Annotated in this window: 11 protein-coding genes; 6 read left to right on the top strand and 5 right to left on the bottom strand. The window is 53.5% G+C overall.

Annotated elements, in window-relative coordinates; genetic code table 11:
• Positions 1–116 precede the first annotated feature (116 nt).
• Entirely contained in the window at positions 117–1,169 is a 1,053-nt protein-coding gene (locus tag ACWAU4_RS03580; RefSeq protein WP_208124179.1) for an endonuclease/exonuclease/phosphatase family protein, read from the bottom strand.
• A gap of 542 nt (positions 1,170–1,711) precedes the next feature.
• Between ACWAU4_RS03580 and ACWAU4_RS03575 the strand changes: the two genes are divergently transcribed.
• Positions 1,712–2,368 (top strand): hypothetical protein, encoded by a 657-nt coding sequence (locus ACWAU4_RS03575; RefSeq protein WP_107005525.1) that lies wholly within the window; start codon positions 1,712–1,714, stop codon positions 2,366–2,368.
• Positions 2,369–2,390: 22 nt separating this feature from the next.
• Positions 2,391–3,746 (top strand): magnesium transporter, encoded by a 1,356-nt coding sequence (gene mgtE / locus ACWAU4_RS03570; protein WP_096141966.1) that lies wholly within the window; start codon positions 2,391–2,393, stop codon positions 3,744–3,746.
• 57 nt (positions 3,747–3,803) lie between these two features.
• On the opposite strand, the gene ACWAU4_RS03565 is transcribed toward mgtE, so the two are convergent.
• On the bottom strand, positions 3,804–5,291 hold the full coding sequence (locus tag ACWAU4_RS03565) for a DUF6892 domain-containing protein (protein WP_208125502.1): 1,488 nt from the start codon (positions 5,289–5,291) through the stop codon (positions 3,804–3,806).
• Positions 5,292–5,573: 282 nt separating this feature from the next.
• On the opposite strand from ACWAU4_RS03565, the gene ACWAU4_RS03560 reads away from it, so the two are divergent.
• The 4 genes from ACWAU4_RS03560 (at position 5,574) to ACWAU4_RS03545 (ending at position 11,819) form a co-directional block, all read left to right on the top strand.
• Positions 5,574–6,038 (top strand): hypothetical protein, encoded by a 465-nt coding sequence (locus ACWAU4_RS03560; RefSeq protein ID WP_167716086.1) that lies wholly within the window; start codon positions 5,574–5,576, stop codon positions 6,036–6,038.
• A 143-nt stretch (positions 6,039–6,181) separates the two neighbouring features.
• Positions 6,182–10,405, top strand: a complete 4,224-nt coding sequence (locus tag ACWAU4_RS03555; protein ID WP_208125501.1) for an ankyrin repeat domain-containing protein — start codon at positions 6,182–6,184, stop codon at positions 10,403–10,405.
• 1 nt (position 10,406) lies between these two features.
• Positions 10,407–11,234, top strand: coding sequence for a hypothetical protein (locus tag ACWAU4_RS03550; RefSeq protein ID WP_208125500.1), 828 nt, complete (start codon positions 10,407–10,409; stop codon positions 11,232–11,234).
• A 39-nt stretch (positions 11,235–11,273) separates the two neighbouring features.
• Complete coding sequence (locus tag ACWAU4_RS03545) at positions 11,274–11,819, top strand: hypothetical protein (RefSeq protein ID WP_208125499.1); 546 nt, start codon at positions 11,274–11,276, stop codon at positions 11,817–11,819.
• A gap of 147 nt (positions 11,820–11,966) precedes the next feature.
• Here ACWAU4_RS03545 and fdhE read toward each other — a convergent pair whose 3' ends face one another.
• From fdhE to fdxH, 3 genes are read right to left on the bottom strand one after another with little or no spacing between them, the layout of a single operon-like run.
• Positions 11,967–12,866 (bottom strand): formate dehydrogenase accessory protein FdhE, encoded by a 900-nt coding sequence (gene fdhE, locus ACWAU4_RS03540; protein ID WP_045284015.1) that lies wholly within the window; start codon positions 12,864–12,866, stop codon positions 11,967–11,969.
• Positions 12,867–12,868: 2 nt separating this feature from the next.
• Entirely contained in the window at positions 12,869–13,492 is a 624-nt protein-coding gene (locus tag ACWAU4_RS03535; protein ID WP_208125498.1) for a formate dehydrogenase subunit gamma, read from the bottom strand.
• Positions 13,489–14,394, bottom strand: coding sequence for a formate dehydrogenase subunit beta (gene fdxH / locus ACWAU4_RS03530; protein ID WP_144131916.1), 906 nt, complete (start codon positions 14,392–14,394; stop codon positions 13,489–13,491). Before fdxH ends, ACWAU4_RS03535 begins: the two co-directional genes overlap by 4 nt.
• Between the last annotated feature and the right edge of the window lies 1 nt (position 14,395).

The raw sequence follows: 14,395 nt of genomic DNA, 5'->3' as shown, positions 1-14,395 counted from the left end.
GACTTTTCAAGGGGCGAATAATAGCCTAAAAGTCGGCTCACCACAGGAGTTTTCGACAACTTTTTCGCGCGTTTTTGGGACTTTTGGCCGTTTGATTAGCCCACCTGAGTGCAACGTCAAGGATGGCGTAAACGGACTTCTGCCAGTATTGGTGTATGGTCGCTCGCCTGTGCATCCTGCTCAAACTGCGGCCGCAGCAGATGTTTGTCATAGACCCGATAATCCACCACTTCTGCCAGGCTATGCTGGCTACGGGCATCAAACTCCTGACTCAACAACAGATAGTCGACCACACTGCCTTGAGAGCCGTGAAAATGGGTCACGGGGCGAGTAGCTGTCACTTGATCGCCAGTTTGCTCAGAGACTTCTAGCCAGAGCTGCCAGGCGTCAAGCAGCTGAAAATGTGCCAGTTGCAGTTTCAACCTTTCATCAGGCAGGCCGTGAAGGCCTGCAGCGCGAATATCCCCGTTGTAGAGCTGTCCGGCGCCCACCAATAGGCCCTTGAGTTCACTGGAATCTATGCCGGCGTTGAAATCCCCCATCAGCACCACAGCGTTGTCGCTTTGCCGGCGCCGCTTGAGTATCGCCTGATACAACAACATGGCCTCACTGCCACGCTGCAAAGCAGCTGACCACCGTCCCAGCGCACTCTCGGCAAGCAGCCCGGCGGCACCTTGCAACTCGACCGCGCCCTTGGGCAACTTGTTGCGAGGTGATTTGAAATGCACCACATAGGTATCACAGTGGCCGATCCCAGGCAGCATCAAGGTGGCTCTCAGTATCTGACGACTGCTTTGAAACTCATCCTTGAGTCCCAGTGAAAATGCCAGTTCGGCATCCAGCGCTACCGCCGCCAAGGAAACAATCGGAAAACGGCTTGCCAGAGCCACCACACTCTTGCGGGCAACAAAGCCTTCTATGACCGGCGAATCCACCAGCGCAAAATGGGCAAGACCGGCAGCCTGACACAATTCGCGTAGCGGCTCGGGGCTGAATACCTCCTGCCAGCCCACCAGATCTGGCTGCGCCTGCTGCAGCCAGCGGGCTATCCAGTCGCACTTTTGTTGCCACTGTCCTTGGGTATAGATGTTGTTGAACTCATGAAACGCCAGCGGCGGCATGGCAAAGTTGAACAGATTCAGGCTGGCGATGCGGATATTGGAAGACATGAAAAGCGTTGCGGCTCCGGTAACTCTGCTGAGTGATAGTGTTGATATTAAGCCGCTGCTGGGATTTGTCCAATAGCGCCCCAAAAACAACCTTACGGCTACCCATTCCACTCCAATAACCCAACAAATAAACAACATACCGCCGCTATTTGTGACTCAAAAACCCTGTTTGGCAGGCTTTTTCAATCTCCCGCTTGACTTGTTTGGTTTCGACCATACAATCGCCGCTGAATTAACCATACGGAGACCCACTGTGGACACACACATAGGTGACAGTAGATGCCCTGTCAGTCAGACAGGATTATTTGCCCGGCACTAGTCTGCAGCTTCGCAAACTACTGCCAGGCCTGGCAGTAGCGTAGTAAAGAATCCCTTTTCCGTTACTCCCCATTAAAACCTTTTGAGCTTTGCATGCGCGAGCATGCCGCAGCGATCCCCTGTGGCTGTCAGCTTAATGCGCTTGCACCAACACAGGTTTGCTTCGGGTAGCCTTGCTGCCCCATCTACGACCTTGAGTGTTCCCCCACACAGGAGGAACAAACATGAAACTCAGATATACCAATGCGCTGCTGCTGGGCGGCCTGCTCTGGCATGGACAACTGCATGCCGGCATTCAGTTACTGGAAGATCCCGATATTGCCGCTGCCACAGAGCTCGCTGTCGACTGGCAACGACAAGCGGGCAACAACGGCTTTGCCCTGGGGCTCAACCAAGCCGTCTTTGGCGGCGAGTTGGCGCTGGAACTGCAAACAGACAACCGGGATGCCCCCTGGGACAGGCATGAGAGCCGCGGCTGGCAACTCGGTTACAAACAACCGCTGGCCACAAACGGCTTATCTCAGGCTCTGGCACTGGAGCTGGAGCTGGGGCGTCATCACAGAGATGGCTGGCAGGGTCACGCCCTGGTCAGTACCGATCTGCCGATTGCCACCCAAGGCTTCTTTGTGCGCAACAACTTAGGGCTGAGCCTGGAGTCGGGTGAAGGCCCGGCGATGATTTTTGGCCTGGGAGCCGGCTTCAAAGTTCAGCAGCAAACCCTGCTGTTTGAAAACCAGTATCTGGGCCAAGGCGACTATGGCTACCAGCTACTCTGGCAAAACCAACCCAGCGCCCATTGGCAGTGGCAATTGGGTTATGGCAATCAGTATGGCGGTGGCGCCCGCCAATTTGGCGCCGGCATACAATTTTTCTTTTCTTGATAGCTCATTGGGAGAATGACCTATGAACAGCAACAACATCATACTCAACCTGCACCTTATTCTGGCCAACAAAGACGCCAAGGCGATGCAGATGCTGGCATCCGAGCTGCACCCGGCGGACATAGCCGCCGTGCTGCCAGCTTTCGACAGCCAGCAAACGGCCTCAATACTGACCCTGTGCCAGCCCAAAACCGCGGCGGCGCTGCTGCGATATCTGTCCCATCAGCAGCAAAAGCTGCTGGCGGAAGCACTGGATCATCAAACCCTTGGGAAAATTATCATGGAGATGGCGGCGGACGAACGCGCCGACCTCTACAACGAGTTGGAGATTGAGCAGCAGGCCCTGCTGCTGCCGACACTGGCCAAGGCGGAGCGCGAGGACATGCGTACCCTGGCGGCCTATGATGACTCCAAGGTCGGCTCCATTATGACCTCTGACTATGCCCTGCTGCGGGTCAATCAAACCGCAGAAGAGGCCATAGACAGCCTGAGGAAAGTGGCAGCGGATCTGGAAACCATCTACCAGACCTATGTGGTGGATGAGCACGGACGCCTGATAGGCAATGTGTCGCTGCGTCAGCTCATCATCGCGCCGCCCAAGGCGTTGGTGAAAGACTTTATGAAAGAGCAGACCATAGCCATAGAAGCGGAAGCCTTCAAAGAAGAAGCGGCGCAGATGATAGCCCACTATGATCTGCTGGCGCTGCCCGTGGTCAACGGCAACGACCAACTGGTTGGCATAGTCACTTATGATGATGCCATGGATGTGGCCAGTGCCCAGGCCGATGCCGAATTCAGCAAACACGGTGCCGTGGGGCAGTTGGCATGCTCTTTCAAGGAAGCCAGTATTGGCATGCTCTATCGTAAGCGAGTCTTTTGGCTGGTGTTGCTGGTGTTCGGTAATGTGTTTTCCGGCACAGGGATCGCCTACTTTGAAGATACCATCACAGCCTATGTTGCCCTGGTGTTCTTCTTGCCACTGCTCATCGGCAGCAGTGGCAACGCCGGTTCGCAGTCTGCCACCTTGATGGTCAGGGCGCTGGCCACCGGGGAGGTCGTCCTCAAAGACTGGCTGTCGCTACTGGCCAAAGAGCTGTTTGTCGCCGGCTTGCTGGGTGCCACCATGGCCATTGCGGTATTTACCCTGGGTTATTGGCGCGGCGGTGATATCGCCCTGGTGGTCGCTCTGACTATGCAACTTGTGGTGATTATCGGCAGCCTGATAGGTATGTCCCTGCCCTTCTTGCTAAGTAAGTTCAAGTTGGATCCGGCCTCGGCCAGCGCGCCGCTGGTGACTTCGATAGCCGATATCATAGGTGTCATCGTCTACTTCAATGTCGCCACCGCTATTTTGGATTTTCCGCCTGTCAGTGGTTAATTGACCTTGGCACAACCTATGCTGAAACCAAGCCAGGTTGTGCCATCCCCAAACGGCTTAACTCCACTCTTCGACAACTTTAATGCCGTGTTTTTCGGCTGCCGCAATAAAACCTGCGCTCAGGTTGTTAAGGTCAGTAGTGGTGATCAATTTAAGATTGGGAAGCAGGCTTAAGTCTTCAGCCGCGATATCCTTCACCGCCAATATGCTGTCGCCGCATCCGGGATCCCAATAAGGATTGATATTGTAATAGACCTCAGCCCCACCGGATAAACCATCGTCCTGATAGAGCTCGGTTACCTTTGCCAGTTCCGTATCGGCAATATCCAGCGCCTGATAAAAATCTATCACCTGTGGTATCTCCCCGGCATCATTGCGCTCAATTTCGCCACCACAATACTCTGCGGCAAACTCCGCCAATGAAAACTTGGGCGAAAGCGAGTCTTGTCTATACATAAGTTCTTCAATAACCAGCAACTTCAACCCGAAATCTTTAAAACTATTCACCACAGTTGACGCGGGGGCAAACTTTTTCGGGCCTTTGGCAAAGCGATTGGCCTCGAGCAGTAGCTCAGACAGCTGTCTGGCCTTGTCATTGATGGCAGCATATTGCCCGGCAACGCGGCAAGCAAAATCATAAAACTTCCTGGACACAGCCAACTTGCGAACAGCCTCCTGGCGATTGAGGCTAATAAACTCCGGATAATGATGCTCAATATACTCGGCCTGTTGCTTATAATATTTTTTATCCGACTTGTTCTTTAACACCTTGGCAAGCCTATGATTCGATTCGATTAACTCTGCCTGGCTGCGCATTTCCAAATCAAGAGGCTCAAGGAGCAAACTTTCAATAAGGTAGCCGAGTTCAGATGCATCCCAGCTCTCTTTGAAGGAGATAACTTTCTCAAAGACTTTCAAAGAGTGCTTATACAAAAAGCCTTTGTATTCACCGGCCGCCAGCATATCTCCGGCAATATCGGCTATTGCAGGACAATGCTGATAGATGTCACGATTGAGCATACAGGCATATATCACCCTCGCATAAAGGCTCTCGGCTTGCGGATGACAGGAGATACACCCCAGCGCCAGGGAACAATCAAGGTTAGGGTACAACTCCAGCATTTTTACTACAGTCGGAGCTATCGAGGCGCGGGTCTGTGGGTCAGCATAGCTATGATAGAAATAAAGCTGGCACAGGGTTAGGGCCAGCTCTACCGAGCTGAAGTTAGATTTGGGATCAGCGATAAGCTCACACTCCCCTCGGTCCAGGAGAGTATTGGTAACGGCGATAATCTCGGGGGATTTGGCAGAGATGATGCTTGAAGCAATGGATATTTTTGATGAACACAGGGCAACGGCAACCTTGGCACACAATTCGGCTTCAGCTTGATTGCTCCAATCAGTCGTTTTCAATAGAAAAACAAACTTATCCAGGCAAGGCTTCACATTGTTCCCCGACCAGATTTTTCTGGCTCTATCCAGAGCAGACTTGTTACGGAACTTGGCCTCGGCCACTAACTTGAAACCTTCCTCTATTGCTTCCATGCGCACCACACTACCTCCCATACTCGTGTGAAAAAGACGAAATAACTGCACAGATGCCTGCATCGGCAGGCTCTGTCACTGCGAGATGTTACCGGAAAACTCTGCTTCAGAGGAAATCGAGTAAACAATGGGCAACCTCAAAGATTTACCTTTGCAAACTTTGCAGTAAAGCAAGAGAGTGGGATAATCCCCGGCGGCCATTTCGCTGACAAGCCCAACCCAGGCAGGCTCAGCGGGATAAATCACAGGACAGGCCTCTAGGCCGCCATGACAGGGAAACATATGCAAGGTATTGCACAGTGGCAAAGCGCCCAACCCACCGACAAAGTACAACGCTATCTCAATCGACTCGACGACTATGACGCTCCTTATATGCTGATTATCCAGCTGAATACTGAGGTGGCCGCGTCAATCGAGATACTCAATACACTCATTACTGAATTTGAGCTCGACGCCGAATGTGTCGAAAAGCTCAGCGATTCAGTGCTTTTCTTAGCGCTTGAGTATTTATCCGGCGACGATGAAGCCGGGCAGATACAGGCATTTGCCCGGGAGTTTCAGACCCGGCTCACAGCCCTTGGCATACTCAGCCACGGCGCCATAGTGCACCATAACTGTCTGGGCCAAGCAGAGCAGAGCTTTCGCGACTGTTTGTCACTGGTCAAACGAATCATTGACGGCGCGGCAAACCAAAGCGAGCTGGCCATCATGGATTTCGGTGATAACAGCCCCAGGTATATAAAATAAAGACGACTCCAAATGGCGCTAATGCTAGGGGCAATCTCTCACACTTGTTGTCCCTTTTGTCCGGTTTATCAATGGACTTAGACCCTTTAGTGTAATCACGCCCGCAAGGCGGTGATGCAGTTACAACATCAAGAGACTAATCAATGGAACATTTCACGGAAGACAGCCGCAGCTTAGGCGGTGCGCTCAAGGATCACATTCTCAACCAGGATCTGGTGGCTATCAGCCAAATTGTCAGCACAGACAATGTCGATCACAGCCTGGTTCAGGACGGACTTCGCCAATGCAGGCCACTGGACTTTGTGCTGGAACAGGCCGATCCCAAGTTTGACAGAGTCGTCCAGCACCTATTAAAACTGGGCGCCGGTATTCGTCACTTGTTGGATAAAGAGCGTAAACCCAATCATCTGCTGCAACGAGCGCTGCGCTCGGCAGAGATGGTGCAGATGCTCAGCGAGCAAGAGGTTAATCTCAATATACTGTGGCAGGGTGAATTTAACCTCTTGTCATTGGCCACCTGCCGCGGTGACTATCGTATGGTCAAGGCGGTGTTGGAACAGCAACTGCCGCTTTTGGATGATGAATGTTTCTTCTGGCACTGCTTCAGTCGTAACCCGGCGCTGGAGCAACAAACTGTGCAGTTACTGCTGTCTCACGGCATTGAATATCAAGGCAGTGAAGAGCGCGAATATTGTGATTCACTGCTGTTTCAGCTGTTCAACTCTCCCATGCCAGAACTGAAAATACTCTCCATTTTCAATATGTTAACTGAACAGCAATACGACTGTGACTTAGAGCGACGTTACTCTGGTAACACCTTGCTGGCGATGACGATAAAGAATGGTCAACGCCTGTTGTTGACTCGCCTGGTAGAACTGGGAGCGGATATCAGCCACCATCAGCCGGAAGTGGCGCGCATGCTGCTGAACAAGGAGAAGCTGCAGTCCCGTCTGGTACTGGATGACAGCCTGGATCTGTTTTCTGCCGATGCCGCCGAGGTTGAGCGTTATCTGACAACCCAAGCAAATTTCACTGGCAAGTCGGTTATCGGCCCTATCCTGTGTCACACCAACCTGTCATCCAGCCAACGCTGCCGATTTGCCGAGTTGGCCATTGCCAAGGGCGCCGATGTCAACCAGGCATTCGCTTTCACCACGGCCGGTGGCACCGAACTCTTCTGCACGCCTCTTTATGCCTTGTGTTCCATGGAGCAGGACAGACTGGATGAAGTCGCCCTGTTGCTGCGCCACGGCGCCGTGGATCCCGTTGAGAATCGCAGTGCCCTGTTTCTGACTATCAGCCAGGCCAGGCTCGAACTGCTCAAGGTATTGTTGCAAGGTGGCATCAACCCCAACTTTGCTCTGCGCGGCGAGCCGGTGAATGAAAACTGCCGTATGGATGATGAAATGTGGGTAAGCCATTTCTATCCAAGCCATCTCAGGGTTAAGCCCAACCCGGCGCAAAAGCGTGCCATGTTCAGCATGCTGCAGGAGGCAGGGCTCAGCAGCCTGCTACAGACAGATTCCGCATGGACCGCTCTGGATATCGCCTTGCTTCGCAGAGATCATGAGTTTGTGCAGCAGATGCTGGGCGAAGGTTTCCGGCCGCCCTTGAGCCCAAATACCCTTAACTGGGCGTTCGAATACTGCAGTGACCTGGCCACGCTGGAAACCTTAATTGCCTTGAGTGATACCCAGGTTGAAGTCACAGAGGAGATGGTCTCAGGTTATTTCCACTGTTTCGCCAACAAACCCGAGGAAACCTCTCAGGATCGCGAAGCCATTTTTGAACTCTTGCTGCGTCTGGGATTGGATCTGCAACGGCAATATGACGGAGGTTCACTGCTGGAGCTGGCGATACGCACCCGCAACGAGCCTGTAATACGGCGCCTGTTGCAGCTGAGACAGCAATTCCAGATCCCGGCCGATGCGGTCGCCTGGGCGGTACACTCACTGCAAAGTCCGCAACTTGTGGGCGATATCGTTGCCCTGTTCCCGGATTTTGAACTGGCCGATGTGCATCAGAGCTTCTCCGGCAACCACAAAGCCCCGGCAACGGCAATTACCCTGGCACTGCATAAAAAACGCTGGTCTTTGGCGCAATATCTGTTGCAACGTTTCCCGACTATGCGCGCCTGGACCGAGGTGCGTTGGCTGACCGAAGATGTACTGTGGGAGCTTGAAGAGGACGGCCTGGAACTATTCCGGCTCCTGATAGAGCGCGAACAGGATCTGGATCGTCTCTGTTTGGATGGCAATGATGCCTGTCGTTGGAGCCTGTTGTATTTCCTCTGTTTCCGCTACGCCAAGCTCAAACAACACAAACAACTCTATCTCAGTGCGGTGGAAATTCTGCTGGAGGCGGGAGCCGCTGTGGATCAGCCCTACTCCCTGGATGTGGAGCGCACGCCAACCAAACCGGATATCACCCATATTTTCTCCTGCATTCTCTACGATGCGGAAAACGACTTTGAATACTGCCGCCCCATGTTTGATCTGCTGATCGACTATGGTGTCGACCCGACAGTGCCCGTGGGACAGTTCCACGAATCCGGGGTGATGAGCACGGTTCAGAGATATCATTCTATTATCAACGAAGAAACCAGTCTCAAGTTTGTCCGCTATCTGTGGCAAAGAACCGGATTCAACATCCATGAAGTCAACAATCTGGGCAATAACCTGATCTTTGCCGCCGCCATGCCGGGACGCTCGGAACTGCTGCGCTGGTTTGCCGAGCACGGTGCTGACATTCATCATGTCGGCGGCTTCGATCATTCCAATGCCATGCATAAATGTTTGTCCAACTATTCGGACATCAATCCAATCGATCGCGCCAAGACTGTGGCTGCCCTGTTGGATCTCGGAATGGACATAGAGGTACTGGATCCGGATCCCGACTCCAGGGCAACGCCGCTGATGACGGCCTGCACCTTTGGTATTCAATCCTGTATCGACCTTTTGTTGAGCCGCGGGGCCAATATCAATGCCGTCTCGCCTTTGGGCGACACCCCACTGCTGGCGGCCATCATCAGCCAGTACTGTTACGATGCCCACTCTTCTGTCGAAGCCAGCAAGAAGGGGCTGGTCACTCAACTGGTGCAACAGGGAGCCAAGATCAATCAACTGACGCCCGGGCGCAGCCATCCCTTGCTCGAGGCCGCCTTCGCCGATCGCCCCGGGATCTTCGAGTGTTTGCTGGAACTGGGGGCCGATCCCTGGATGCTGGATCCGAATCTCAAGTCAGAATCCTCGGGCAGCATAGGCTTTGTCAAACCGCAAACCCCGGATGCCGATGGCATGAATCCATTGGGCTTTCTGTTGATGCATGGTGAAAAGGCCAGACAATATCTGCAAATAATTGCCCGTTACTATGGTGATGACGTCATAGTCTCGGCAATTGCAGACCTTGAAGCCATGCGGCCACCGGTTTGCCCGGCGCAGGCAGCGGCCAAACTGGCGGAGCTTCAGCAGCCAAAACAACAGCCATCCCAAACACCTCAGGCGCCGGGGGCCGAAATTGAGCCAAGTCTTACCTTTAAAGATAACGAAACCCGGCTCAAATTCCGTCGCATCATCCGCCAATCGGTTACCTTGCAGGGTATCAGCGTTAGTCTGGATCTGGCATTTGAGGAGACCCGCGCCCTGGGCGCGGCCATCGAGGCCCAGTGCCCTGGTGCCAATATGAATAACCCCGTCAACTGGCAACGCTTTATCTGTGCCGTGTTCAATCAAAGAGCACCTGAGCTGGCGCAAGCGCTGCAGGCCAAGGATGATGAAGGTCTATGTGTCTTCGAGGTAGAGCCCGCCAAGGTATCAAGCCTGACTCAGATGCAGGCCTTGGGGCAGTTGTTCCGAGAACTGTTTGCCACCCCGAGAGCTGTGCTGGGCGCCCTCGAGGAAGTACAGCATGAGATTGAATGGCAAGCCGCCAGCGCCGTAACTTCAGCCGAGGGCAAGACCACAGAAGATTCTGCACAAGCCCCTGATGAGGCCGTACCATTGGATCTTCGCGATCTGTACCAGATCATGGCCAACTTCGGTTTTGTCAACGTGATCTTCAAGCTGGACTCGACCACTATGAAACAGCTGGCCGCCAGCGTGCAAAGCCTGCTGCCACTGGAGATGAACGCCGAAGACTGGAGCAGGATCATCCAGGCCATCTGCCAAAGCCAATTTGGCGAACAGACAGATCTCATCTCCTTCGAGGCCATAGGCAACTACTTCCGGGTGGTGCTTGAGGATGAACCCGGGGTCAAACATGAGCTGGTGAAAAACTTCCGTCAACTGCTGCGGCAACTGTTCCACACAGAGCAGAGCTTCATGCAACAGGTAATGGCCGTACGCCAGCATCTACCGACCGAGGCCTGACTTGAAGGCCATCAACTGGCTGCTGTATGCCCTGCTGATGTTGCTTAGCCTACCGGTAGTTGCACGCTACTACTTGCCGGCCAAACTGGCAGGGCTCAAAGCCACCTGGATTTGTCGGCGCCATTTCGGCGCCGACCTCAGAGTGAGTGACTGCCGCCCCTTTTCTGTCGGCGGCGAGTTGGTGCCCCGTAAGGGGCGCTACAATCTGGAGCTCTACAGCCAAACTCTGGGTGAATACCTGAATCTGTACCAGCTTAAACGCGAAGAGATATCGGTTGAGCGCTTGTCGCAGGCGCTGGCAAAACAGCGGCAGCAGGCCCAAGCCGAGCGGGCGAGGCTCAAAGAGCTGTCCGATCTGCTCGGCGGCCCACTGTGGCTGTTTCGTCATCTTCGCGCCAACGAGCTCCACCAGCAGCAACTCTTGCTGGTGATACCACCGGAAGACGACGAGACCCTGACGCCTTGGCTGCAACGCTTGACCCGTCTACTGCTGGATAACCCGGATTGCTGCGCTTATTTGATACCCAAGGAGCGGCAAGCCAACTTGGCAAGCGAGTTGGCGCCGACCTTGCTGCCTGAGCGGCTCGGGGACAATGTCCGCCTCAAGTTAGGCCTCAAGGAGTGCAAATTAAATTCGGCTCTGGCGCCATATCAACTGTTTGAGGCGCGGGCTTGCCTCAAAATCTATCGACCAAGGAAGTTTGGCAAGCTGCAGCCGGAAACACAGGGAATAGTGCCCCAAGCGCTGTCTTTGGACAGCGAGCTTCTGAGCCGGGCCTTTCCCTCACTGGTCTTCTGGCCACTGCCGCAAAACCGCCAAGAAAATTGAATTTAACCATCAATAGCTTACACCAACCAAGAGGGACCTATGCCTACAACCTTTATATCCAGTCACAGACTGGGCAATGAAGCTTGCCCCGAAGATTTGGCCTTCCTGCTTAAACATTGCCGAGACTGGCTTGAAAGCGAGCTGTTCGTCCGCTTTCCTGAAGATGAAGATTGGGCGCCGTGGGAGGATACCAGTTACCTGAATGAAGATGACTGGGCCGACCCCGAAATAGCCGCCAACGTTAAAGCCATTAGTGATACCTGCAAGCACATCGCCTTTGTGGCCGAACTGCCCGATGGTGAGTACCTGGGTTACTGGCGCGGTGAAGCCAAGCGCCTGATAGCCGAGAGCCCGCTGGTCAAATACAGCAATGACGGCTGCTTCAGCCTCTGGGGCACGAGTATGCTGCAAGCATTGCATTTCGACATGGAAGAAGCACTCTTGGATGAACTGCGGGAAATCGCCGAGCGGGCAGGATGGCAACTGAGCCAAGCCCACTTGAGCGACTACTGCGAGAGCGAAGCGCCGGACAGCCCGGATGAGTTCCATCAGGCCAGATATCAATTCCATCGGCAGCATCCCTGAGCAGGGAAACGACTTTCTGAGTCGCCAGGCGTCAAAGGGCAAGAACTAAAAACAAGGACAGCCCTGAGCTGTTGTGTCTCAGCCCTGAGCTGTCCTTGTTGCTATGAGCTTAGTTCGCGTTTTTAGCCATTCACACCAATAACCAAACTAATCAGAGAGCTCATCTGCCAGCAAAAACGGATTTACCGTAGTAGCATGAAAGCCTTTTTCGTTTAACTTGGCATCCAAAGCCATAGAGGCAATATCGTCCGCAACCGCATCCATCCTGGGATCTAGGTTCATAAACAGCATCTTGCTGTAGCCGTGGCAATCATCGCAGCTTTCAATGCGAACCGGCGTCTGATATTTGTCAAACGACCACAAACTCATCTCTTTTGCTTGATTGCAACTGCTGCAATGCGCCCGAATAAAATGCCATTGTGTTTCACACAAACTACAGTGCAAATAACGCAGGCCTTCACGAGGTTTATCAACCACCACACTGGCTACCGGATGGCTGCCACACACAGGACACATGGATTGCTGTTTAATCTCAGTGGTATCCATACGGCTGGCTACGGCCGCTGCCCAATGACTCCAATAAACAGATAACGCAGCCCACAAAAACAAGCGGTATTCTGCCGGTACCTGGCTGAATCGGCCATCCAACAGGCTGCCAGCCCACTGTTGCAGTTGCTCGGGTGTTTGACGCATCAACTGCCGTATCACTTGCGCCACATTGGCAGGCACAGTATCCAGCAGTTCACTGAGCAGTTGTTGCAACAGTGCTATCCAGTAGCCATTTTTCTGGATCCCGCGCAGTGGCATAGTGGCGCCGGTGTCGATATCCGGTGCAGGCCCCATTAGGGTGTCGCATAGCTTATGCTGCACCAACACCATGGAGCGACACAGCGCCAAATAATCTTCCAGCGAAGAATCCTTGGCAAGCTCGGCCAAGCGCTCCGCGCGGCGTAGGTAAACCTCTTTGGGATCGGCCGTGATCAGCACTTTCAAAGCCAAAGGGGAGCTGTCGGTAAAACTTGATGGGATCTCGCCGGCAAGACTCATGGTCAGTTATCCTCGTGTTCGTTCAACATGGCCGGATGGTGTTTGCGGGCCCAGGCCTTCGACACTTTGCCGTACAACATGCCAGTGATAGAACCTTCAATCCAACAAGCCATCCATACATGCACCACCAAGGCTATAAGCATCAGGATGCCGCAGGCCGAGTGGATCAAGGTGGCCCAGTTCACCGCTTCGGCAGAGAACATGGGAGCAAAGTAGGGCTGCCACATCATGAAGCCGGTGACGATAAACGCCAACACGAAAACCACAAACGAGCGGAACAACATCTTTTGGCCAGGGTTGTAATGACCAACTGGAGGAATGTTTTCCTCTTTCTGAAGCAAAACCCACACAATGGCCTTCATCCACGGCAGATCATACCGGTTCCATTTGTTGTGGTTGTAGTAGCGCAGCAGCATCACTGCCAGCAGCACACACATAGCTATGCCAAAGAAGGGATGCATCACTTTCGCCAGTTGTGGCGCACCCACTATGCCACTCAGCCACTGAAACGATGGAAAGAAGAAGGCAAACCCGGTCAGGAAGGTGACCAGGCCCACAAAGACAATGACCCAATGGCAGATCCGGTCAATGAGCTTATGACGAACAATCATCGGCTGGTTACTCATTGTTTTTCCTCCTCTGCTTCGGTGACAGGCTCTGCATATCCGGGCTGATCTTCCTCAACGATATTGCGACCCACGGTAATCCTGTGCAGCAAGGCAATACCCGCTGTGGCCAACAGGCCGGCAGCGCCCAAAGGCTTCAACCAGTCCTGGCGGATTTCGGTTGCAACCGGTACCCGGGGTTCTATCGGCATGCCATAGGTTTCCGGCTTATTGATATTGTGCAGAATCATCATGTAGTGACTGCCGCCAACCCCTTCAGGGTTGTACAGGCCCGCGTTGGCATAACCCCGCTCTTTCAACTGTGCGACCCGCTTTTCTGCGTAGAACAACATGTCTTCGCGGGTTCCAAATCGCAGAGCCCCTGTGGTACAGGTCTTCACGCATGACGGCTCCAAACCCACGGCGAGCCGGTCTGAACACAGAGTACACTTATAGGCCTTGTTATCCTTTGCGCTCACTTTGGGCACATTGAATGGACAAGCGCTGGCACAATAACCACAGCCGATACACTTGTCAGAATCAAAGTCCACAGTGCCGTTGGCGTGTTGCACTATGGCCCCGGCGGTTGAGCAAGCTTTTAAACAAGCCGGGTCGGCACAATGCATACAGGCGGTATGGGTAAACTGCCAACGCAGTTGGTTGTCATCCACAACTTCGTGATATTGCATTATGTTCCAGCTGTCCGGAGACAGAGTCATAGGATTCTGGTAACTGCCCTGGAAAGTACCAACCTCTTCACGCAGGTCGTTCCACTCTGAACAGGCAACCTGACAAGCCTTACAGCCGGTACATTTGGTCGCGTCAAACAGCTTGGTCACTTGTTGTACCGCGCCGATGCGGGCATGAGCGGCCGGAGTGATATCTGCGGTACCCGAGCGGCGAATAATATCCTGAGAAGCCATA

This window comes from Shewanella sp. FeAMO (assembly GCF_053653955.1).
The sequence above is the reverse complement of the archived record's forward strand: the minus strand, read 5'-3'. Positions and strand labels throughout refer to the sequence as shown.